At 66.8% G+C, this 20,787-nt stretch carries 15 protein-coding genes; 14 read left to right on the top strand and 1 reads right to left on the bottom strand.

Going from position 1 to position 20,787, the window contains the following annotated elements; genetic code table 11:
* Positions 1-197: 197 nt before the first annotated feature.
* The 14 genes from AC5Y4N_RS04860 (at position 198) to AC5Y4N_RS04795 (ending at position 17,504) form a co-directional block, all read left to right on the top strand.
* Positions 198-1,184 carry an esterase family protein gene (locus AC5Y4N_RS04860; RefSeq protein ID WP_499910897.1) on the top strand — a complete coding sequence of 329 codons (987 nt, stop codon included), beginning with the start codon at positions 198-200 and terminating at the stop codon, positions 1,182-1,184.
* Between the two features lie 136 nt (positions 1,185-1,320).
* Positions 1,321-2,214 (top strand): alpha/beta hydrolase-fold protein, encoded by an 894-nt coding sequence (locus AC5Y4N_RS04855; protein ID WP_499910894.1) that lies wholly within the window; start codon positions 1,321-1,323, stop codon positions 2,212-2,214.
* A 109-nt stretch (positions 2,215-2,323) separates the two neighbouring features.
* On the top strand, positions 2,324-2,764 hold the full coding sequence (locus tag AC5Y4N_RS04850; protein ID WP_499940456.1) for a DUF732 domain-containing protein: 441 nt from the start codon (positions 2,324-2,326) through the stop codon (positions 2,762-2,764).
* Between the two features lie 9 nt (positions 2,765-2,773).
* Positions 2,774-3,787, top strand: coding sequence for a carboxylesterase Culp6 (culp6, locus tag AC5Y4N_RS04845; protein ID WP_499910891.1), 1,014 nt, complete (start codon positions 2,774-2,776; stop codon positions 3,785-3,787).
* Positions 3,788-3,789: 2 nt separating this feature from the next.
* On the top strand, positions 3,790-4,707 hold the full coding sequence (locus AC5Y4N_RS04840) for a cutinase family protein (protein WP_499910889.1): 918 nt from the start codon (positions 3,790-3,792) through the stop codon (positions 4,705-4,707).
* A gap of 352 nt (positions 4,708-5,059) precedes the next feature.
* Positions 5,060-6,979, top strand: coding sequence for a long-chain-fatty-acid--AMP ligase FadD32 (gene fadD32 / locus AC5Y4N_RS04835; protein WP_499911057.1), 1,920 nt, complete (start codon positions 5,060-5,062; stop codon positions 6,977-6,979).
* A gap of 89 nt (positions 6,980-7,068) precedes the next feature.
* Positions 7,069-12,324: a polyketide synthase Pks13 gene (pks13, locus tag AC5Y4N_RS04830; RefSeq protein WP_499911055.1), complete on the top strand. Its 5,256-nt coding sequence runs from the start codon at positions 7,069-7,071 to the stop codon at positions 12,322-12,324.
* 169 nt (positions 12,325-12,493) lie between these two features.
* The gene (locus AC5Y4N_RS04825) at positions 12,494-12,793 is read left to right on the top strand and encodes a hypothetical protein (protein WP_499910886.1); all 300 of its coding nucleotides are present in this window, start codon (positions 12,494-12,496) and stop codon (positions 12,791-12,793) included.
* Between the two features lie 4 nt (positions 12,794-12,797).
* Positions 12,798-13,382: an Rv0964c family protein gene (locus tag AC5Y4N_RS04820; protein WP_499910882.1), complete on the top strand. Its 585-nt coding sequence runs from the start codon at positions 12,798-12,800 to the stop codon at positions 13,380-13,382.
* 29 nt (positions 13,383-13,411) lie between these two features.
* Positions 13,412-13,915, top strand: coding sequence for a hypothetical protein (locus AC5Y4N_RS04815; protein WP_499910879.1), 504 nt, complete (start codon positions 13,412-13,414; stop codon positions 13,913-13,915).
* Positions 13,884-14,495: a hypothetical protein gene (locus AC5Y4N_RS04810; RefSeq protein WP_499910877.1), complete on the top strand. Its 612-nt coding sequence runs from the start codon at positions 13,884-13,886 to the stop codon at positions 14,493-14,495. Before AC5Y4N_RS04815 ends, AC5Y4N_RS04810 begins: the two co-directional genes overlap by 32 nt.
* The gene (locus AC5Y4N_RS04805; protein WP_499910875.1) at positions 14,485-15,222 is read left to right on the top strand and encodes a hypothetical protein; all 738 of its coding nucleotides are present in this window, start codon (positions 14,485-14,487) and stop codon (positions 15,220-15,222) included. Before AC5Y4N_RS04810 ends, AC5Y4N_RS04805 begins: the two co-directional genes overlap by 11 nt.
* A 51-nt stretch (positions 15,223-15,273) precedes the next feature.
* Positions 15,274-16,836 carry an acyl-CoA carboxylase subunit beta gene (locus AC5Y4N_RS04800; protein WP_499911053.1) on the top strand — a complete coding sequence of 521 codons (1,563 nt, stop codon included), beginning with the start codon at positions 15,274-15,276 and terminating at the stop codon, positions 16,834-16,836.
* A gap of 92 nt (positions 16,837-16,928) precedes the next feature.
* Positions 16,929-17,504 carry a dihydrofolate reductase family protein gene (locus tag AC5Y4N_RS04795; protein WP_499910873.1) on the top strand — a complete coding sequence of 192 codons (576 nt, stop codon included), beginning with the start codon at positions 16,929-16,931 and terminating at the stop codon, positions 17,502-17,504.
* A gap of 78 nt (positions 17,505-17,582) precedes the next feature.
* On the opposite strand, the gene AC5Y4N_RS04790 is transcribed toward AC5Y4N_RS04795, so the two are convergent.
* Positions 17,583-20,720 carry an arabinosyltransferase domain-containing protein gene (locus AC5Y4N_RS04790; RefSeq protein WP_499911051.1) on the bottom strand — a complete coding sequence of 1,046 codons (3,138 nt, stop codon included), beginning with the start codon at positions 20,718-20,720 and terminating at the stop codon, positions 17,583-17,585.
* Between the last annotated feature and the right edge of the window lie 67 nt (positions 20,721-20,787).

The following is a 20,787-nucleotide window of genomic DNA, read 5'->3' as shown; positions in this document are numbered from 1 at the left end:
CGGCGCGGTGAGCATCGCAATGGATGTCGAGGGAAGGCGTGAACCGGCCTCTGCCTGACATGGGAGACGATTCCCACTTCTGGGTCAGCCCGAGGCTCACGGTTACAGGTCTGCACCGACGGTGTGGTTGACTACCCGGGACACGACGGCGTCCGACGCCGTCGTTGCGCGTTCTAAAGGATGGGATGGACATATTCATGAAGTTCGTTGAGAAGATGCGCGGCCGCTGGGCGCGCCGGCTGACGGTCGCCGCTGTGGCGGCCGCGCTGCTGCCCGGCCTCGTCGGCGTCGTCGGAGGCGCGGCGACTGCGGGTGCGTTCTCCCGGCCCGGTCTGCCGGTCGAGTACCTGGACGTGCCGTCGCCCGCGATGGGCCGCGACATCCGCGTTCAGTTCCAAAGCGGTGGCGCCAACTCGCCGGCGGTCTACCTACTCGACGGCCTGCGGGCGCGAGACGACTACAACGGCTGGGACATCGAGACCAACGCGTTCGAGATGTACTACCAGTCCGGCCTGTCCGTGGTGATGCCGGTCGGCGGCCAGTCCAGCTTCTACAGCGACTGGTACAAGCCGGCATGCGGCAAGAACGGCTGCCTGACCTACAAGTGGGAGACGTTCCTCACCCAGGAGCTGCCGGCGTGGCTGGCGGCCAACCGCCAGGTGAAGCCAACCGGCAGCGCGGCGGTCGGTCTGTCCATGGCCGGTTCGGCGGCGCTGACGCTGGCGATCTACTACCCGCAGCAGTTCCCGTACGCGGCCTCCCTGTCAGGCTTCTTGAACCTGTCCGAGGGCTGGTGGCCGATGCTGGTGGGCCTGTCGATGGGTGACGCGGGCGGCTACAAGTCCGAGGACATGTGGGGCCCGTCCAGCGACCCGGCGTGGAAGCGCAACGACCCGATGGTCAACGTCCAAAAGCTCGTCGACAACAACACCCGCATCTGGGTGTACTGCGGCAACGGCAAGCCCAACGAGCTGGGTGGCGGCGACTTCAACGCCAAGTTCCTCGAAGGGTTCACCCTGCGGACGAACAAGTCGTTCAAGGACGCCTACATCGCCGCCGGCGGCAAGAACGGGGTGTTCAACTTCCCCGAGGCCGGTACGCACAGCTGGGCCTACTGGGGCCAGCAGCTGGCTGCGATGAAGCCCGACATCCAGCGGGTGCTGGGCGCTACGCCCACCGCGTAGAAGCACGCTATCGAGTAGCGGCGGCGACCATCCGGTCGTCGCCGTTACTCGTTTCTGCGCCAGGAGTTATGTGTCGCGGGGTCGGCGTGATGTGGTTCACTACGTTGCGGATTCGGCGACGGCAGGGAGGGTGGCTATGAAGCTTGCAGGGGTGCTGTTCCGCGTGTTGGCCGCAGCCATCCTCGGAATCGGCCTGTTCGCCGCCCCGGTCTCACCGACCGCCGGAGCCGACGCCGTCGAGTATCTGATGGTGCCCTCGGCGGCGATGGGCCGCGACATCCCGGTCGCCTTCCTCGCCGGCGGCCCGCACGCGGTCGTCCTGCTCGACGCGTTCAACGCCGGGGACGCCGTCAGCAACTGGGTCACGGTCGGCAATGCCATGACCACGCTGGCCGGCAAGGGCGTCTCGGTGGCCGCCCCCGCCAGCGGCGCGTTCAGCATGTACACCAACTGGGAGCAGGACGGCAGCCGCCAGTGGGAGACCTTCCTGGCCGACGAGCTGCCCAACTGGCTGGCCGCCAACAAGGGATTGGCGCCCAACGGTCACGCGATCGTCGGCGCCGCGCAGGGCGGCTACGGCGCGGTGGCGATGGCCACCTTCCACCCCGACCGGTACAGCTACGCCGGCTCGATGTCGGGCTTCCTCACGCCGTCTCGGACCACCGAAAACGGCGCGATCACCGACGGGCTGATGCGATTCGGTGGCGTCGACACCCGCAACATGTGGGGCCTGCCCCAGCTCGGCCGCTGGAAGTGGCATGACCCCGACGTGCACATCTCGTTGCTGGTGCAGAACAACACCCGGCTGTGGGTGTTCAGCCCCCAGACGCTGACGTGCAGCGACGAGCCCGCGATGATCGGCTACTGCGACCAGGCCCAAGGCATGAACCGCTTCTTCTACCAGCACTACCGCCAGGTCGGCGGCCACAACGGGCACTTCGACTTCCCGGCCGGCGGCAACCACGACTGGTCTAGCTGGGGGCCGCAGCTCGCCGCGATGACCGGGGATCTGGTGGCCGCGATCAGGTAGCTGACGACGCGGCGGCGAACTGCGAGGTTGCTCACCCGAGCCGCCGCCGCTCAGCCGGTACCGTGGAAACGTGCAACCGACCTCCAGGCGCGTGGCCGGGTCTTCGACAATGGCGACGCTGACGCTTGCGGCCGCCGTGCTGTCGGGTTGCTCGGCCTCCAACAGCCTGATGTCCAGCGTCGCGCTGCCGGCCGACGAGACCACCACGCTGGCGTCGGGAATTCAGCCCGCCGCGCCTGCGCAGCCGTCGGCCGGCGCCAGCGGCAGCGAGCGCAAACTGGCGGTCACCGATCAGCAGCGCGCCTACCTGGACGCGCTGGATGCCGGTGGCGTGCATCCGTCCAGTGAACTGCTGGCGCTGTCCATCGGCTCCTACGTCTGCCAGGCCCGCGCTGCGAGGCAGAGCCCGCAGGCGGTGTGGGATTACGTGCATCCGCTGGTGTCCAGCGACGTGCACGACGCCCACCTCACCTCCATGCCGCCCACCGGGGCGGACGTCGACACCGCGACCGCAACATACATTCGCATCGCGACCGAACGCCTCTGCTAGCAGGAGACCATGGCCAACACCAATCGGCGGAAACGCCACCGCATCCTCGCGCTCGCTGCCGCCGGGGCGGTGGCAGTGGTGGTGGCGCTGGGGCTCGTCCTGATGGTGGTCATGCAGCGGGCCACCAAACCCTCGGCGCCCCAACCGTCCACACCGCCCAACGCGCAACCGCCCACTACCTCGGCCGGGCCGAAGAAGCCGCGCCCGGAGTTCCAGGACGCCAGCTGCCCCGACGTGATGCTGCTGTCGATTCCCGGCACGTGGGAGTCGTCGCCGCAGCAGGATCCGCTGAATCCAGCGCAGTTCCCAAATGCATTGCTGCTCAACGTAACTCGGCCACTCGCCGATCAGTTCGGCGGCGCGCGGGTCCAGACGTACACGGTGCCCTACACCGCGCAGTTCCACAATCCGTTCTCCCGGGACAACCAGATCAGCTACAACGACAGCCGCAAAGAGGGCATGGACAACGCGGTGCGGGCGCTGACCGACATGACCAACCGATGCCCACTGACCAGCTACGTGATCGTCGGCTTCTCGCAGGGCGCGGTGATCGCGGGTGACATTGCCAGTGACATCGGCAACGGCCGCGGACCCGTCGACGAGGACCTCGTGCTCGGGGTGACGCTGATCGCCGACGGGCGCCGCCAGACCGGCGTCGGCCAAGACGTGCCGCCGACGCCGCCGGGGCAGGGCGCCGAGATCACGTTGCACGAGGTGCCGTTGCTGTCGGAGTTCGGGCTCACCATGACCGGCCCGCGACCGGGCGGCTTCGGGGCGCTCAACGACCGTGTCAACGAAATCTGCGCACCGGGGGATTTGATCTGCGCGGCACCCGAAGAAGCGTTCAACATCACGAACCTGCCCTCCACGCTCGACGTGCTGGCCGGCGGCGCGGGCCAGCCGGTGCACGCGCTGTACAACACCACGCAGTTCTGGAGCTCCGACGGCCAGCCGGCCACGGTGTGGACGCGTAACTGGGCGGTGGCCAAGATCGACGCGGCCCCGCATCCCAAGCACGGCTGACGATGGCGGGTACGAATCGGCGGCGCCGCCGCCTGGTGATCGCGCTCGTCGGCGTGCTTGTGCTGGCTGCCGTGGTGGCGGTGGTCGTGTTCGTGCTGCTGCGGCCACGGCCTTCGGTGCAGGGCGCCGGCTGTCCCGACGTGCAGCTGGTGTCCATTCCCGGCACCTGGGAGTCGTCGCCGCAGCAAGACCCCGTCAACCCCACGCAGTTTCCAAATGCGTTGCTGCTGAACGTGACTCGTCCACTGAGCGCGCAGTTCGGCTCCGACCGGCTGCAGGTGTACACGGTTGCCTACATCGCTCAGTTCCACCGGCCGCTGTCCGGTGACAATGAGGTCAGCTACGACGACAGCCGCAAGCAGGGCACCGATGTCACCCGCAAGGCGATCGCCGACATAGCCGACCGGTGTCCGCGGACCAACTTCGTGATCGTCGGCTTCTCGCAAGGAGCGGTGATCGGCGGCGACATCGCCAGCGACATCGGCAACGGCCGCGGTCCGATCGACGCGAGCCGGGTGCTGGGCGTGACGCTGGTTGCCGACGGGCGCCGCCAGCCCGGCGTCGGCCGCGACGTCGGGCCCAACCCGCCGGGCGAGGGCGCGGAGATCACGCTGAAGGGCATGCCGTTCATCCCGTCGGGCATCACGATGACCGGCCCACGCGACGGCGGTTTCGGCGAGCTCAACGACCGCGTCAACGAGATCTGCGCCGAGGGCGATCTGATCTGCGCCGCGCCGGCCGGGGCGTTCAACGTGCTGAACCTGCCCGGCACGCTGCAAACACTGCTCGGCGCGGCGGGAGAGCCGGTCCACGCGAAGTACGCCACGACGGAGTACTGGAACCTCGATGGACATTCGGCGACGGACTGGACGCGCGACTGGGCAGCCGATGTGATCAACAGCGCGCCGAAAACGCGATGAGGCTGAAGGCTTGCGCGAAGACTGCGGATGGGGATGAGCCGCTTGCGCGAAGACTGCGGATGGGGATGAGCCGCTTGCGCGAAGACTGCGGACATAGCACAGATTCGCAACATTCACGACGTGAACGGGCAGGCGATTTGGTCCGCCGACCAGCCGTCCCCTAACATTAAGAAATAACTAAGAGCGGCAACGGCGGTGAACGGCGGGTCACGCGACGGCGGCGGACGCTCCGACCTCTGTACGATCTTTAAGGTTTGGGGTTTCGCGGCGGAGCGCCAGCCGATCCATGGCCGGCCCGCTTGAAGCGACAACAGACCCCGCGTGTGCTTCGACAGGAGAGTGGAACGTGCCGATTTGGGTGAACCCGTTCATCGACAAGAAGACGGGACGACTCAGCTTCCCGCACGGCGCCAGCATCCCCCGGCATGTGGAGCGGTGGGCCGGCATCCGCGCCGACCACCTGGCCTACCGGTTCCTGGACTTTTCCACCGAGCGCGACGGCGTCGAACGCGACATCACGTGGGGCCAGTTCTCCGCGCGCAGCCGTGCGATCGCCGCACGCCTTCAGCAGGTCACCGAACCGAACGACCGCGTGGCGATCCTCTGCCCGCAGAACCTCGACTACCTGACGTCGTTCTACGGCACCATCTACTCGGGCCGCATTGCCGTTCCGCTGTTCGACCCGGCCGAGCCCGGTCACGTCGGGCGCTTGCACGCAGTGCTCGACGACTGCACCCCCTCGACGATTCTGACCACCACCGGCGCCGCGGAAGGCGTCCGCAAGTTCTTCCACAAGCGCCCGGCCAAGGAGCGTCCGCGCATCATCGCCGTGGACGCGGTGCCCGACGAGGTCGCCGAAACCTGGGTGATGCCGGACACTCCCACCGAGGAAACCATCGCCTATCTGCAGTACACGTCGGGCTCGACCCGCAGCCCGGCCGGTGTGCAGATCACCCACCTTGCGGTGGCCACCAACATCGCGCAGGTGATGACCGCGCTGGAGTTCGAAGAGGGCGACCGCGGAGTGTCGTGGCTGCCGTTCTTCCACGACATGGGCTTGATCACGATCATGTTGCCGTCGATTCTGGGTCGGCACATGACGTTCATGACCCCGGCCGCGTTCGTCCGTCGGCCCATCCGCTGGATGCGTGAGCTCGGCGTCAAGGGCGACGACCGCGGCCGCGTGGTGTCGGCCGCGCCCAACTTCGCGTTCGAGCACGCTGCGCGCCGCGGACTGCCCAAGGACGGCGAGGAACTCGACCTGAGCAACGTGCAGACCATTCTCAACGGCAGCGAGCCAGTGTCGCAGGCGTCGATGCGCAAATTCACCGAGGCGTTCGCGCCGTACGGGCTGGAGCCGTCGGCCATCAAGCCGTCGTACGGGATGGCCGAGGCCACGCTGTTCGTGTCGACGACGATTCCGCACCAGGCGCCGAAGATCATCAACGTCGACCGCAACGAGCTGGTCAAAGACCGACTGGTCGAGGTGCCGGAGGGTTCGCCCAACGCGGTGCCACAGGTGTCGTGCGGCAAGATCGGTTTCGACGAGTGGGCGGTGATCGTCGATCCGGACACCGCCAGCGAATTGCCTGACGGCCAGATCGGCGAGATCTGGGTGCACGGCAACAACGTCGGCTCCGGCTACTGGAACCGGGAAGAGGAAACCCGCGAGACGTTCAAGAACATCCTCAAGTCGCGCACCAACCCGTCGCACGCCGAAGGCGCGCCCGACGACGCGATGTGGATGCGCACGGGGGACCTCGGCGCGTTCCTCGACGGCGAGTTCTATGTCACCGGCCGGATCAAGGAGCTGGTGATCATCGACGGCCGCAACCACTATCCGCAGGATCTGGAGTACACCGCGCAGGAGGCCACCCGGGCGATCCGGCCGGGCTTCGCGGCGGCGTTCTCGGTGCCGGCCAACCAGCTGCCGCAGCAGGTGTTCGACAATCCGCACGCTGGGCTGAAGTACGACCCGGAGGACACCTCCGAACAACTGGTGATCGTCGCCGAACGGGCGCCCGGCTCGCACAAGATCGAGGTCGAGCCCGTCGCCGACGACATCCGCGCGGCGATCGCGGTGCGCCACGGCGTGACCGTGCGTGACGTGCTGCTGATGCCGGCGGGCACAATCCCGCGAACCTCCAGCGGCAAGATCGGCCGCCGCGCCTGCCGGGCCGCCTACATCGACGGCAGCCTTCGCGGCGGCACCGCCTCGCCCAACTCGTTCCCCGACGACGCCCCGATTGTCGCGTCCCGCGACGCGGACTAACCCCTCGAATCGCCATGACAGACAACGAGATTCCCGACACGCCCCACGGCGATTCCTCCGCAAGCGGCCGGCCTGAGACCGTCGCAGAGATGCGCACCTGGCTGCGCAACTGGGTGGCCAACGCCACCGGCCAATCCCCGGACGCCATCGACGAAACCACCCCGATGGTGGAACTGGGGCTCTCGTCGCGCGACGCGGTCGCGATGGCCGCCGACATCGAGGACCTCACCGGGGTGACGCTGTCGGCAACGGTCGCGTTCCAGCACCCGACCATCGAGTCGCTGGCGGCGCGGATCATCGAAGGAGAGCCGGAAGCCGAGGACGTCGACGACGACGAGGACTGGTCACGCGAGCGCGACGTGCCCGACATCGCGATCGTCGGGCTGTCCACCCGCTTCCCGGGAGACATGAACACCCCCGAGGAAACGTGGCAGGCGCTCCTGGAGGGGCGCTCCGGGATCAGCGACCTGCCCGAGGGCCGCTGGTCGGAATTCCTCGAAGAGCCGCGCATCGCCGAGCGGGTGGCCAAGGCCCGCACCCGCGGCGGCTACCTCAAAGACATCAAGGGCTTCGACTCGGAGTTCTTCGCGCTGTCGAAGATGGAGGCCGACAACCTCGACCCGCAACAGCGCATGGCGCTCGAATTGACCTGGGAGGCACTGGAACACGCGCGCATCCCGGCTTCGAGCCTGCGCGGTCAGAGCGTCGGCGTCTACATCGGCTCGTCCAACAACGACTACAGCTTCCTGGCGGTGTCCGACCCCACCGTCGCGCACCCGTACGCGATCACCGGCACAGCGAGCAGCATCATCGCCAACCGGGTGTCGTACTTCTACGACTTCCGCGGCCCGTCAGTGGCCGTCGACACCGCGTGCTCGAGTTCGCTTGTGGCAGCGCACCAGGCGGTGCAGGCGCTGCGGGCGGGCGAGTGCGACGTGGCCCTGGCCGGTGGCGTCAACGCGCTGATCACCCCGATGGTGACCATCGGTTTCGACGAGGTCGGCGGCGTGCTGGCGGCCGACGGCAGGATCAAGTCGTTCTCCTCTGACGCCGACGGCTATTCGCGCGCCGAGGGCGGCGGCATGCTCGTGCTCAAGCGCGTCGACGACGCCCGCCGCGACGGCGACCAGATCCTCGCGGTGATCGCCGGCAGCGCGGTCAACCACGACGGCCGGTCAAACGGTCTGCTGGCACCGAACCCCGACGCGCAGGCCGACGTGCTGCGCAAGGCCTACAAGGACGCGGGCATCAACCCACGCACCGTCGACTACATCGAGGCGCACGGCACCGGCACCATCCTCGGCGACCCGATCGAGGCCGAGGCGCTGGGCCGCGTCGTCGGCAAGGGGCGACCGGCCGACAAGCCCGCGCTGCTGGGCGCAGTGAAATCCAATGTGGGGCACCTCGAATCGGCCGCGGGTGCGGCCAGCCTGGCCAAGATCGCGCTGGCGCTGTCGCACGACAAGCTGCCGCCGTCGATCAACTACGCCGGTCCCAACCCGTACATCGACTTCGACGCGGTGCGGCTGAAGGTCGCCGACACCGTCACCGACTGGCCGCGGTATTCCGGCTACGCGATCGCCGGCGTGTCCGGCTTCGGATTCGGCGGCGCCAACGCGCACCTGGTGCTGCGCGAAGTGCTGCCCCGCGACGTGATCGAGAAGGAGCCTGACCCCGAGCCGGTGGTCGAGGAGAAGCCCGCCGAGAAGACGGGTGTCTACGTCGGCGGCGTGCTCATCGAAGACGACGAGGACGAACCGGATTTCTACGGGGTGTCCGCGAGCACGGCCGACGAAGAACGCGAACTGCCCGGGCTCACGGAAGAAGCGTTGCGGCTCAAGGAGATTGCGCTGCAGCAGCTGGAGGAGTCACCGCCGCCGGCTCCCGCGATCCCGCTGGCGGTGTCGGCGTTCCTGACGTCGCGCAAGCGCGCCGCGGCTGCCGAGCTGGCCGACTGGATGGAGTCGGAGGAGGGCCGGGCGTCGTCGCTGGAGTCGATCGGCCGGGCGTTGTCGCGCCGCAACCACGGTCGCGCGCGTGCGGTGGTGCTGGCCCACGATCACGACGAGGCCATCGCCGGCTTGCGCGCGATCGCCGACGGCAAGCAGCGGCCCAACGTGTTCACCGCCGACGGTCCGGTGACCAACGGGCCGGTGTGGGTGCTCGCCGGTTTCGGTGCGCAGCATCGCAAGATGGCCAAGAGCCTGTACCTGCGCAACGAGGTGTTCGCCGAGTGGATCAACAAGGTCGACGCGCTGGTCCAAGAAGAGCGCGGACACTCGATCCTTGAGCTCATCCTCGACGACGCGGTCGATTACAGCGACGAGACCACCGAGCTGCCGATCGAGAAAGTGCAGCTGGTCATCTTCGCCATCCAGGTGGCCCTCGGTGAGCTACTCCGCCACCACGGGGCCAAGCCGGCCGCGGTGGTCGGGCAGTCGCTCGGCGAGGCGGCCGCCGCCTACTTCTCCGGCGGCCTGTCACTGGAGGACGCCACGCGCACCATCTGCTCGCGCGCGCATCTGATGGGCGAGGGCGAGGCGATGCTGTTCGGCGAGTACATCCGGTTGATGGCGCTCGTCGAGTACTCCGCCGACGAGATCAAGACCGTGTTCTCCGACTTCCCGGACCTCGAGGTGTGCGTTTACGCGGCACCGGGCCAGACGGTGATCGGCGGCCCGCCGGATCAGGTGGACGCGATCATCGAGCGCTGCGAGAAGGAAGGCAAGTTCGCGCGCAAGTTCCAGACCAAGGGTGCCAGCCACACCTCGCAGATGGATCCCCTGCTGGGCGAGCTCGCGGCTGAGCTGGTGGGCATTCAGCCCCGGCCGATCACCACCGGCTACTACTCGACCGTGCACGAGGGCAACTTCATCCGCCCCGGCCAGACGATCCACGACGTCGACTACTGGAAGAAGGGCTTGCGGCACTCCGTGTACTTCACGCACGGCATCCGCAACGCCGTCGACAACGGGCACACCACGTTCCTGGAGCTCGCGCCGAACCCGGTGGCGCTCATGCAGGTCGGCCTGACCACCGCTGCGGCGGGCCTGCACGACGCGCAGCTGATTCCGACGCTGGCCCGCAAACAAGACGAAGTCGAGTCGATGATCGCGGCGATGGCGCAGCTGTTCGTCTACGGCCACGACCTCGACATCCGCACACTGTTCACGCGCGCTGCCGGACCGGCCGACTACGCGAACATCCCGCCGACCCGGTTCAAGCGCAAAGAGCACTGGCTCGACGCCCACTTCACGGGCGACAGCTCGGTGATGATGCCCGGCAACCACGTCGCGATGCCCGACGGCCGCCACGTGTGGGAATACCGTCCGCGCGGCGAAACCGATCTGGCTGCGTTGGTGAAAGCTGCTGCAGCGCAAGTGCTTCCGGATGCCCAGTTGACGGTCTCCGAGCAGCGGGCGGTGCCCGGCGACGGCGCGCGGCTGGTGACCACGCTGACCCGGCACCCGGGCGGCGCTTCGGTGCAGGTGCATGCCCGCATCGACGAGTCGTTCACGCTGGTCTATGACGCGATCGTGTCGCGGTCCGGCCAGGTGGCGGCGTTACCGTCGGCCGTCGCCGTGGGAACTGTTGCAGCTCAGCCTGTTACGCAGGAAGCCGCTTCGGAGTCCGAGGACCAACCCGACGCGGAAATCCTGCATGACAACCTGACCCAGGGCGCCAACCTCGGTGCCGGGTTCGCCAAGTGGTCGCCCGACTCCGGTGAGACCGTGCATGATCGGCTGGCCGCAATCGTCGGTGGCGCAATGGGATACGAGCCCGAGGACCTGCCGTGGGAGGTTCCGCTGATCGAGCTCGGCCTCGACTCGCTGATGGCGGTGCGGATCAAGAACCGCGTCGAGTACGACTTCGACCTGCCGCCGATCCAGCTGCAGGCTGTGCGCGACGCGAACCTGTACGCGGTCGAGAAGCTGATCGAGTACGCGATCGAACACCGCGACGAAGTGCAGCAGCTGCACGAGTACCAGAAGACCAAGACCGCCGACGAGATCGCCGAAGAGCAGGCGCGGCTGCTGTCGGGGGCGTCGGTGCAGACCGTCACCGCTCCGGCGCCTGATCCGCAAGCCGAACCACAAACCCAAGCGGAAGCCCCTGAGCCACAAAACATTCCGCCGCCACCGCCGTCGGACAACCCCGCCGGGCCGCCGCGCGAAGGCAAACCCGACCCGGCCGGTGCCGCTGCTTCGTCTGATCTTGCGGCTGCCGCCGCGGTGCTGAATCGGCAGGCGATCACCGAAGCGCTTGGCGCTGACGTGCCGCCGCGCGACGCGTCGGAGCGGGTCACGTTCGCGACGTGGGCGATCGTCACCGGCAAGTCGCCGGGCGGCATCTTCAACGAGCTGCCCGAGGTCGACGACGCGACCGCTGAGAAGATGGCGCAACGGCTTTCGGAGCGCGCGGACGGGCCGATTACTGTCGAGGACGTCAAGACGTCGAGGACCATCGAAGAGCTGGCGGACAAAGTGCGCCAGCACCTCGAAGCGGGTCAGCTCGACGGGTTCGTCCGCGTCATCCGTCCCCGCGAAGAGGGCTCGAACAAGGTGCCGGTGTTCGTCTTCCACGCGGCCGGTGGGTCGACCGTGGTGTACGAGCCGCTGCTGAAGCGGCTTCCGCCCGATACCCCGATGTACGGATTCGAGCGCGTCGAGGGCACCATCGAAGAGCGTGCGGCGCAATACATTCCGAAGCTGCGCGAACTGGGCGGCGACGGGCCGTTCATCCTGGCCGGCTGGTCGCTGGGCGGCGCGCTGGCGTATGCCTGTGCGATCGGGCTCAAGGAGCAGGGCTGCGACGTGCCGTTCGTCGGGCTCATCGATGCCGTGCGGCCAGGCGAGGAGATCCCGCAGACCAAAGAGGAGACCCGCAAGCGCTGGGAGCGTTACGCCCGGTTCGCCGAGCGCACGTTCAACGTGCAGATCCCGGAAATCCCTTACGATGAGCTCGAAAAGCTCGACGACGCAGGGCAAGTGCAGTTCGTGCTGAACGCGGTCAAGGAAAGCGGTGTGCAGATTCCCGGAGGGATCATCGAGCACCAGCGCACGTCGTACCTGGATCAGCGTGCCATCGACACCGCGCAGATCCGCCCCTACGACGGGCACGTCACGCTCTACATGGCCGACCGCTACCACGACGACGCGATCATGTTCGAGCCGCGCTACGCCACCCGCAAGCCCGACGGCGGCTGGGGTGAGTACGTGTCCGATCTCGAGGTGGTGCCGATCGGTGGCGAGCACATCCAGGCCATCGACGAGCCGTACATCGCCAAGGTCGGCGCTCACATGAGTCAGGTGCTCGCCAAAGTTGAAGCGCAGCAGAAGGTTTAATCCCGTCGGTCAAAATGTGCGTCGCGCACGTCGACGTCGAGGCCTTAGCGTCGTTTCCATGTGGAGACGCTGAGTGTTGCGTCAGGAACCTAAAGTAGTGTTGCGGCGACATCGTGGGGGGAGTGACGCAGTGTCGGACCTTCTTCGCGTCGCGCCGGAGGACTTGCACATGTCGGCCGTGAAGGTCGAGCAGCACACCGAAGAGCTGCACGCACGCCATATTGCTGCCAATGGCCGTATTGCCGCTGCCCAAGGTGGCGTCCCGACCTACGCTGCGGTAGCGCTTGCGATCGCGGCCGCCAAATGGGAGGCCGACACGGCGCGTATCCATGAGCGCTTGAGTGGCCACGGGCAGGCTCTCCGTGGGGCCGCGACGGGGTATCGCATTACCGAAGCGCACAACGCCGAGAGGGTGCGATCGGTCGGCTCCGCGGCACCGGACAGCTCGGCAGCGGACCGTGTGAAGTAATGCAATGACGGTCTCGGTCGCCGATATTGATCGGTGGGTGTCCGCCGATGTGCGCGAGGTGTTTCATGCCGCCCGCAGCAGGGCCGAAGCCGCGTTCGAAACCGCCGACGGTATCTCGACCCTGCCTGCGTTCCAAACGTGGGGCGGCGATGCCGCTGTGGCCGCCCGCGGCGCAAATGAGCAGATCCGCAAGGATCTGGACGGCCAGGGAAATGAGGCATTGGTGGTCGCCCGGGCTGCGGAGGCGGCGGCGGAGCAGATGGAAACGGTCATTGCAGACCTGCGGACCCTCGAAAGTGACATCGCCAGCGCTCACTTGGCAATCGATCGCATCGGCAACCGAGTGATCCCCGGTTCGGTCTCAACAGATCCCATGCTCGTCGTCCTGGCCCAGATGCAGCAATTCCAGGAACGACTGGACGCGGTTGTGGCGCGAGCGGTTGCGGTCGACGAGGAACTGGCGCGTGCGATCAAGATGGCGACCGGTGCGGAGCCGATTCCTGACACTGGACACGACAATCGGCCGGAATCCCAAGGGGCCAAGCTGAATCGTCGCCCAACGACCCGAGGCGCGAGCCGCCGGCCGTAGCGGGTAGCGAACCTGGCCGGGATGGCGTCATGTTGGCTCCGAAAGGGCCGGATGTGGCAATTGGAGCCGCCGGTGCGGTGGCCGGTGCCACGGCAGACGGTGTGCGCCAGACAGCGCTCAACATGATCGAATCATCTCCCGGCACGGGCCCTGGTCGGGCTGACCCCGGCCTGCTGAAGTGGTTTGAGGACCCGAAGGTTCCGGGATTTTTTCGTGTCGGCGGTGTGGTTGCTGTGGCCACCGCAGTCCCTGCCGTCATGGCCGACGTGGCCGACGGCAACTCGATTCCCGAGGCTGTCACACGGGAGGGCGTGGGTGTGGCCGCCGGATTAGTGGCTGGCGCGGAAGCTGGTGCGCTGGTCGGTTCGGTGGTTCCTGGGGCCGGGACGGTGGTCGGCTTGGTAGTGGGCGCTGCTGCAGGGGCGGCCGCCAGCTATTTGGCGTCGAAGGGTGTCGAAGCCATCTGGGAACCCGCTGCCGATGCGGTCGGTGACGCCGTGCATGGCCTGGAATCTGTCTTCGGTTTCGGGTAGGGCGCTTGATGCGATTCGACGACTACATGCGGCAGTCGGCGTCGCCGTGTACCCGGTCAACCGGTTCGTCGGGTTCGAGGTGCAGGTAGGCGTGCCGGCGGATTGGGAACCTTACTGCGCAGCTCCCGGCATGAGGGTGTGGATCTCTCGGAGGGATCTGCGTCCAAATGAGTTCTGCGCTAACGCCGTGCTCGAGACGCATCGCGTTGAGGCATTCCTGGATGCCAGCGCGGTATTCGCCATGCTGACCGACCAGCAAGTGGAGTCGGTGCCGGGCAGTCACGAACTGCACCGCTACATCGCGGCTGCTACCGAGGGCGCGGGCATCGTGGGTGAGTTGGCGATGCAGATCGAGCATGAAGTCGGTGCTCTCGACAGTGTGTGCCGAACCCGGATCATTACGTCCGGGAAGGCGACGCTGATCGCCCAACTGACGACGACTGCACTGCACGATTCACCGGTGGAGCCAGCGGATGTGTGGCTGAAAGTCCGCGAGGCGGCCGCGTCCCGATCAACGTCGGGGGGTACCTCGGTGCCGTTCCGGCAGCCGGAATGCCAGAAGGTCAATGATGGCCGTTGACGGGTCGAAAATCTCTTCCAGGCGCTTATGCCGCTATGCCATCGCCTCGGTTCTTTTCCTGCTTGCAAGTCTCAACCTGCTATTCGGATCGGCTTGGTATCTGACTCTCGGTGCCGCTGCAGGCGGAGGGATCATCTTGCTTGGACAGCGCAAGCTTTTCGCTGCCGGGGTCAGCCGGTCGGGCGACGAAATTGTCTGCCGCTACATTCCCTGGTTCGAGGGCAACGCATACGGCGCCATAGTGCTGATACCGCTGTTGGGAATCGCCGCTATTGGCGCCGGTTCTGCTCGTAACGGCCACCCGCCCGCATGGCTTTGGTCGGTCGGCATCATCCTCCTTGGAGTAGGCCCACTGGCGTTGTACAGCGTCGCTCGTATGTGGCGCCGATCCTTCTTGCGGATATCCCCGTCGGCGTTGACCGTGTGTTTGTCCAAGGGAGGCACGACCGAATTCCGCCGTGAGCAAGTCGAGTCCATCGCTTCAAAGGTTGTCCCGATCGGGCTGGGCGGGAGGTCGCAGCAAGTAGAAATTTGCTACCGGATAAATCGTTCGAGCAAGAGCGACGATGCGATGGAGACCGTCTTGCTCGGGTCGCAGCTAAGCGTCGAGCCGGCGAACCTCCTGCACGCTCTGGTCGTGTGGAAGGACGCCGCCCGTGAAGGCGCGGGCGATCTGCTCGCTCGCATCGAGCAGATCCTTCAGGGCCGGGTGAGCAACCTGTCTTGATTCGGGGCGGGACAGGGGCCTGCTTTAGGATTCAGTGTTGTGACTGAGACTCTGTCAACCAGCCGCGCGCACACCACGGCCGAGAAGTTGGCCGAACTCCGCGCAAAGCTGGAGCTGGCGAAGGAGCCGGGCGGGGCGAAGGCGGCCGCCAAGCGCGACAAGAAGGGCATCCCCAGCGCACGCGCCCGCATCCACGCGCTGCTGGATCCCGGTAGCTTCTTGGAGATCGGCGCGCTGTGCCGCACACCGGGCGATCCGAACGCGCTCTACGGCGACGGCGTGGTGACGGGCCACGGCCGCATCAACGGACGGCCGGTCGGGGTGTTCAGCCACGACCAGACTGTGTTCGGCGGGACGGTCGGCGAGATGTTCGGCCGCAAGGTCGCCAAGTTGATGGAGTGGGTGGCCATGGTCGGCTGCCCGATGATCGGCATCAACGATTCGGGCGGCGCGCGCATTCAGGACGCGGTGACGTCGCTGGCGTGGTACGCCGAACTGGGCCGCCGGCACGAGCTGTTGCGCGGCATGGTGCCGGAAATCTCGATCATCCTCGGCAAATGCGCTGGGGGAGCGGTCTATTCGCCGATCCAGACCGACCTCGTCGTCGCGGTGCGCGATCAGGGCTACATGTTCGTCACCGGACCCGACGTGATCAAGGACGTCACCGGCGAAGACGTCACGCTCGACGAACTCGGTGGCGCTGATGCCCAGGCGCGTTACGGCAACATCCACCAGGTCGTCGAATCGGAGGCAGTGGCATTCCAATATGTGCGCGACTACCTGTCGTTCTTGCCGGCCAACACCTTTGACGACCCGCCGATCGTCAACCCGGGTCTGGAGCCGGAGATCACGCCGCACGACCTCGAGCTGGATTCAATCGTGCCCGACTCCGACAATGCGGCCTACGACATGCACGAGATCCTGCTGCGGATCTTCGACGACGGCGACGTTTTCGACGTCGGTGCGCAGCGCGGCCAGGCGATCATTACCGCGTTCGCGCGTGTCGACGGCCGGCCCGTCGGCGTGATCGCGAATCAGCCCATGGTCCTGGCCGGGGCGATCGACAACGAGGCCTCCGACAAGGCGGCCGGATTCGTCCGGTTCTGCGACTCCTTCAATCTGCCTCTGGTGTTCGTCGTCGACACACCGGGGTTCCTGCCGGGTGTCGAGCAGGAGAAGAACGGCATCATCAAGCGCGGCGGCCGCTTCCTCAATGCGGTTGTCGAAGCCGATGTGCCGAAGGTGACGATCACGATCCGCAAGTCCTACGGCGGCGCGTACGCGGTAATGGGGTCCAAGCAGCTCTCCGCCGACTTGAACTTCGCGTGGCCCACCGCGCGGATCGCGGTGATCGGCGCAGAAGGTGCCGCGCAGCTGCTGATGAAGCGCTTCCCAGACCCGAATGCGCCTGAGGCACAAGAGGTCAAGCGTCAGTTCATCGAGGGCTACAACCTCAACATGGCGATCCCGTGGATCGCCGCGGAGCGCGGGTTCATCGACGCGGTGATCCAGCCGCACGAGACCCGGCTGCTGCTGCGCAAATCGCTGCACCTGCTGCGCGACAAGCAGAAATGGGACCGCGTGCAGCGCAAGCACGGCCTGCTCCCGATCTAATTCCCGCGAGGGTGCGTGTCTGGACAGCGGCACGCCGCACAACCTGTGACGCAGCGCACGTTCGCGGCCTCGAACGAGTGCGATGATCTTTCGTGCCCAAGGCGGTCTATCCGGGCATGAGAAAAATCAAAGCGGGACTCTTCATCGCCCTCGACGGCGTCGTAGAGGCACCTAACGAGTGGCATTTCCCCTACTTCAACGAAGAAATGGGTGCCGCCGTCGACGCCACGCTCGGCACGGCTGACACCATCCTGCTCGGCCGCAAGACCTACGACAGCTTTGCAGGCGCGTGGCCAGACCGGGAGAACGGCGATGGCGACGAAGCAGAGTTCGCCAAGAAGCTGGGCGACGCCCGCAAGATCGTCGTCTCCCGCCAAAAGCTCGAGTTCACCTGGCGCAATTCAGAACAACTCAGCGGAGATCTGCTCGAGGCCGTCGCCGCACTGAAGGACGAACCCGGCGGCGACATCGCAATGAGCGGCTCGGTGTCGGTGGTGCGCCAGCTGCTCGACGCGGGGCTGCTCGACGAGCTGCACCTACTCCTGCATCCGATTGCCGTGCGCAAAGGCACGCGGCTGTTTGGGGACGGCGACGCGATACCGCTGAAACTGTTGTCCTCACAGACGTTTCAGACGGGCGTGCTAAACCTCGTATACGCGCCGCAATGAGTTCGCCCGGTGGCACGAGCGTGCGCCGTTGTACGGAGTGCGTGGGCGTGTCGGTGTACCGACACGCACGCTCGCGGACTAGGGCTTGATCCTGATGTGGCCGGGCTTCCACAAGCCACTGCGGGTGGCGGTGCCGACGTCCAATGTGGCCGGCGTGGCGTCGACGATCGTGTCGAACTTGCGCAGCGACCCCCAGTCCCTGCCCCAGTCGTGCGACAGATAGGTCGCCATCACATGGGCGCGCAGCAGCAGATCCGTGATTCCCAAGAGGCCGCCGTTGAGGCCGTCCTCCCAGGTGTCGGTGTCCTGCTTCTTGGCGGTGTAGTCGGGTGTGATGCGGAAGGCGGGGATCTCGGTGACACCGAGGTTGTGGTACATCGGCCGCTGGCATGGGAACGCAAGTCCCACAGCCCAATCCATCAGCACCGGCTTCGTCGAGCCGACGTACTCCTGCACTGAGCGCAGTTCCGGCACCCGCGGCGGTGTCACCGCCACCCAGTCGCCCGGCGTCAGCGACAGGTCCTCAGCCACCACCCGCACCGCCACCGCGTCACGGGGGATGTCGGAGCGCGCGAATCGCAGATTGCGCCACGAGGGCGTCGGCCCGAGGTCGTAGGGCACCAGCCGCCCAGCCGGCACCAATCCGCCATCAGGTCCACGCCGCGCGACCTCCAATTCGACGGCCTGGCCCTTGCTGTACCCGTTGAGCACGCTGTAGCCGCTGATCGTCCCGGCCGCTGTCACCACCACCAACGGATGCCCGTCGTCGGCGGGTGGCAGCTCGTACCAGGCTGACGTCAGCCTGCTCTGCTGCTGCGGCCCTTCCACCCAGCTGCCCGCCACCGGCGTGCGAGCCGGATCCAGCCCGTACGGCAGCGGCACCGTCGACCCGTTCACCCCGGGCTGCGACAGCTTGGTCGCAGCGTCCCAGTCGTAGTCGGTGCCGGGCTGCGGCAGGTTCACGTGGATCGACTCGGCCACAATCTGATCAGGCACGCCGTTTGGCGTGAAGCCCACTGGTTTCGCGCCGCCCAGCGGGCCCAGCGGGCCGTAGTCACCGGGCAATGGGCGCAGGAAGCCGTTGTTCGTGTCGGGTTCGACGAGCACGTCGTCAGCCAAACCGCAGCCCCCGACGAACGCGCGCAGGTTCGCCGCGGCGTTGGAGTACGTCGGGTATTGGCGCACCACACCGGCCAGCATCGAGCCGACGAACACCACCACCATCAGACCCGCCGCCAACGGGATCGGTGCGGCGGTCAGCAGTCGCGCCAGCCGCCCGCTGCCATGCTCCCGTGCCACGAAGTGAAGCCACACCGCATACAGGGCGGTCACCGCGAACAAGACGAAAAACACTGTGCTGACGGTGATTCCGGCGATCTTCGGCATCGTATTGTTGAATGGGATGCCGTAACTGGAGACGTACCACCAGCCGTTGGTGGTGGCGAAGCACAGCGCCAGCGTGAAGAACACCGCCGCCAAGAACGCCATCCGGTTGCGCGACCATCGGAGCACCGACGGTGACACCAGGACCGTGGCCACCGCCGCCATCGCCGCACCGACAGCGGCGAACAAGCCGAAGTGGTGCACCCACTTCGTCGGGGTGAACATCAGGAAGAACATGGTCCCGAATATCACGCCCATCAGCCGCCACACCGGCCCGCGCGCCACTCCGGGAATCCTCTTGCGGCGCAACATGATGAACATCGATGCGAACAACGACAGCGCGGTGAACAGGAATCCGAAGCGCCGCGACAGAGAACCGTCAACCGTCGGCAGGATCAGGTAGTAGTACCGCAGATTCTCGGTGTACCACTCTTGGCTGGGTCCGATCGCGGTGCGAATCCTGGTGGCTTCCAACACCGTTGCGAGTGTCTGGTCGGCGAATACCACCGTCAGGACGACGAAACCAGCGGCCAGCAGCGGTGCCACCAGGGGCCAGGTGCCGATCACCCGGTGGCGGCGCACCAGGATGCGCAGCAGCGGACGGCCTCCGGCCAGCAGCGCGGCGACCGCGATCAGCCCTGTCGGTTGGATGCCGAGCGTGAATGCGGCGGTGATGATCGCCAACGCCGCAGGCGTCAGCCGCCCGGAGATGATCGCGCGTTCGATCAGCACGTAGGTGATCAGCGCGCCGGTGGCGATCTGGCCCTCGGGCCGCAGCCCGTTGTTGAACGGCATCCATGCCGCCAGCAGCACCAGCCCCGCCGCCCACATCGCGGCCCGACTCGACGCGACCGCGGGTCCCAATCGTGGCAGCACCTCCCGCGACAGCAGCAGCCAGCACACCAGCCCGCAGATCAAATCCGGCAGGCGCATCCAAATGCTGGCATCGCTCACGTGGGTCATCAGCGCGAGCACGTTGTAGTACCAGCCGAAGGGATCCTCGGGGCTGCCGAACCAGCGGAAGTAGTTCGACATGTACCCGGCATGCCCTGCGGTGCGGGCCATTTGCAGGATGTAGCCGTCGTCGGAGGAGTTGGCGCCGATGATGTGCCACACCAGGAATCCGCCGACGACCACCACGTCGGCGCCCGTGAAGAACCGCCAGCGGGCCGGGATGAGCCGATGCATCCGGCGGCCGTCGATGCGGTCCAGGCGCCACAACGCCAGCAGTGCGATAACGGTCGCCGCGACCGCGAGGATCATTGCGGCGAGCTTCAAAGTCGTTGGCTTGGTGGAGAATCGGGTGTCGACGACCGCGGAGAAGCTCAGTCCGGGCGGTGCGGGCCCGACCAGGTCGGTGAACACCCCGACGATCGCGGGCCGCAGGTTCGGGTCGGCGAACCCGCTGCGCAGTGGTTTACCTGTGGGGTCGGTCAGCCCGACGAAGGTCGCGAAGGTCCCCGCCTCCGACGACGTGACCTCGAGGCGCTGGCAACCCGGTGAAATCGCTTGCGCGCGAGGCACACTCGCTACCACCACGTTGCGGTCGACGACGTCGACACGCGAGCTGGTGACGTTGACCAGCAGCCCGAAGAGCGCGGCCTGCTTGCCGTTCTTCGGGGCGGTGCCCAGCACCAGGCCACCTTGCGGGGGCATGCTGCGGATCAGGTCGCACGGCACCGTCACGTTCATCGACACCGGCGCCTGCGAGATCAACGGCGCCGTGACGTTGGCCAGCGCCCCATTTTGCGGCCAGTTCAGTGTCGCGGTGCTCTGCACCACCGGCAGCAGAGGGGTCGCGACCGACAACACGAACCCGATCAGCCCGGCGATCGTCGCAACCCAGCGGGCTACGGAGACGTCGCGGCGTACTTCGTCGACGCGGCCGGGCTGGCGGTCG

Source organism: Mycobacterium sp. NGS19, from assembly GCF_059813155.1.
This window is presented reverse-complemented; position numbering and strand designations above follow the sequence as displayed.

Excerpts from the sequence above, each read along its gene's own strand:
- AC5Y4N_RS04825 (WP_499910886.1), top strand. The coding sequence starts at position 12,494 with ATGTCGGCCGTGAAGGTCGAGCAGCACACCGAAGAGCTGCACGCACGC.
- culp6 (WP_499910891.1), top strand. The coding sequence starts at position 2,774 with ATGGCCAACACCAATCGGCGGAAACGCCACCGCATCCTCGCGCTCGCT.
- AC5Y4N_RS04855 (WP_499910894.1), top strand. The coding sequence starts at position 1,321 with ATGAAGCTTGCAGGGGTGCTGTTCCGCGTGTTGGCCGCAGCCATCCTC.
- AC5Y4N_RS04850 (WP_499940456.1), top strand. The coding sequence starts at position 2,324 with ATGGCGACGCTGACGCTTGCGGCCGCCGTGCTGTCGGGTTGCTCGGCC.
- AC5Y4N_RS04815 (WP_499910879.1), top strand. The coding sequence starts at position 13,412 with ATGTTGGCTCCGAAAGGGCCGGATGTGGCAATTGGAGCCGCCGGTGCG.
- AC5Y4N_RS04810 (WP_499910877.1), top strand. The coding sequence starts at position 13,884 with ATGGCCTGGAATCTGTCTTCGGTTTCGGGTAGGGCGCTTGATGCGATT.
- pks13 (WP_499911055.1), top strand. The coding sequence starts at position 7,069 with ATGCGCACCTGGCTGCGCAACTGGGTGGCCAACGCCACCGGCCAATCC.
- AC5Y4N_RS04820 (WP_499910882.1), top strand. The coding sequence starts at position 12,798 with ATGACGGTCTCGGTCGCCGATATTGATCGGTGGGTGTCCGCCGATGTG.
- AC5Y4N_RS04860 (WP_499910897.1), top strand. The coding sequence starts at position 198 with ATGAAGTTCGTTGAGAAGATGCGCGGCCGCTGGGCGCGCCGGCTGACG.
- AC5Y4N_RS04840 (WP_499910889.1), top strand. The coding sequence starts at position 3,790 with ATGGCGGGTACGAATCGGCGGCGCCGCCGCCTGGTGATCGCGCTCGTC.
- AC5Y4N_RS04805 (WP_499910875.1), top strand. The coding sequence starts at position 14,485 with ATGGCCGTTGACGGGTCGAAAATCTCTTCCAGGCGCTTATGCCGCTAT.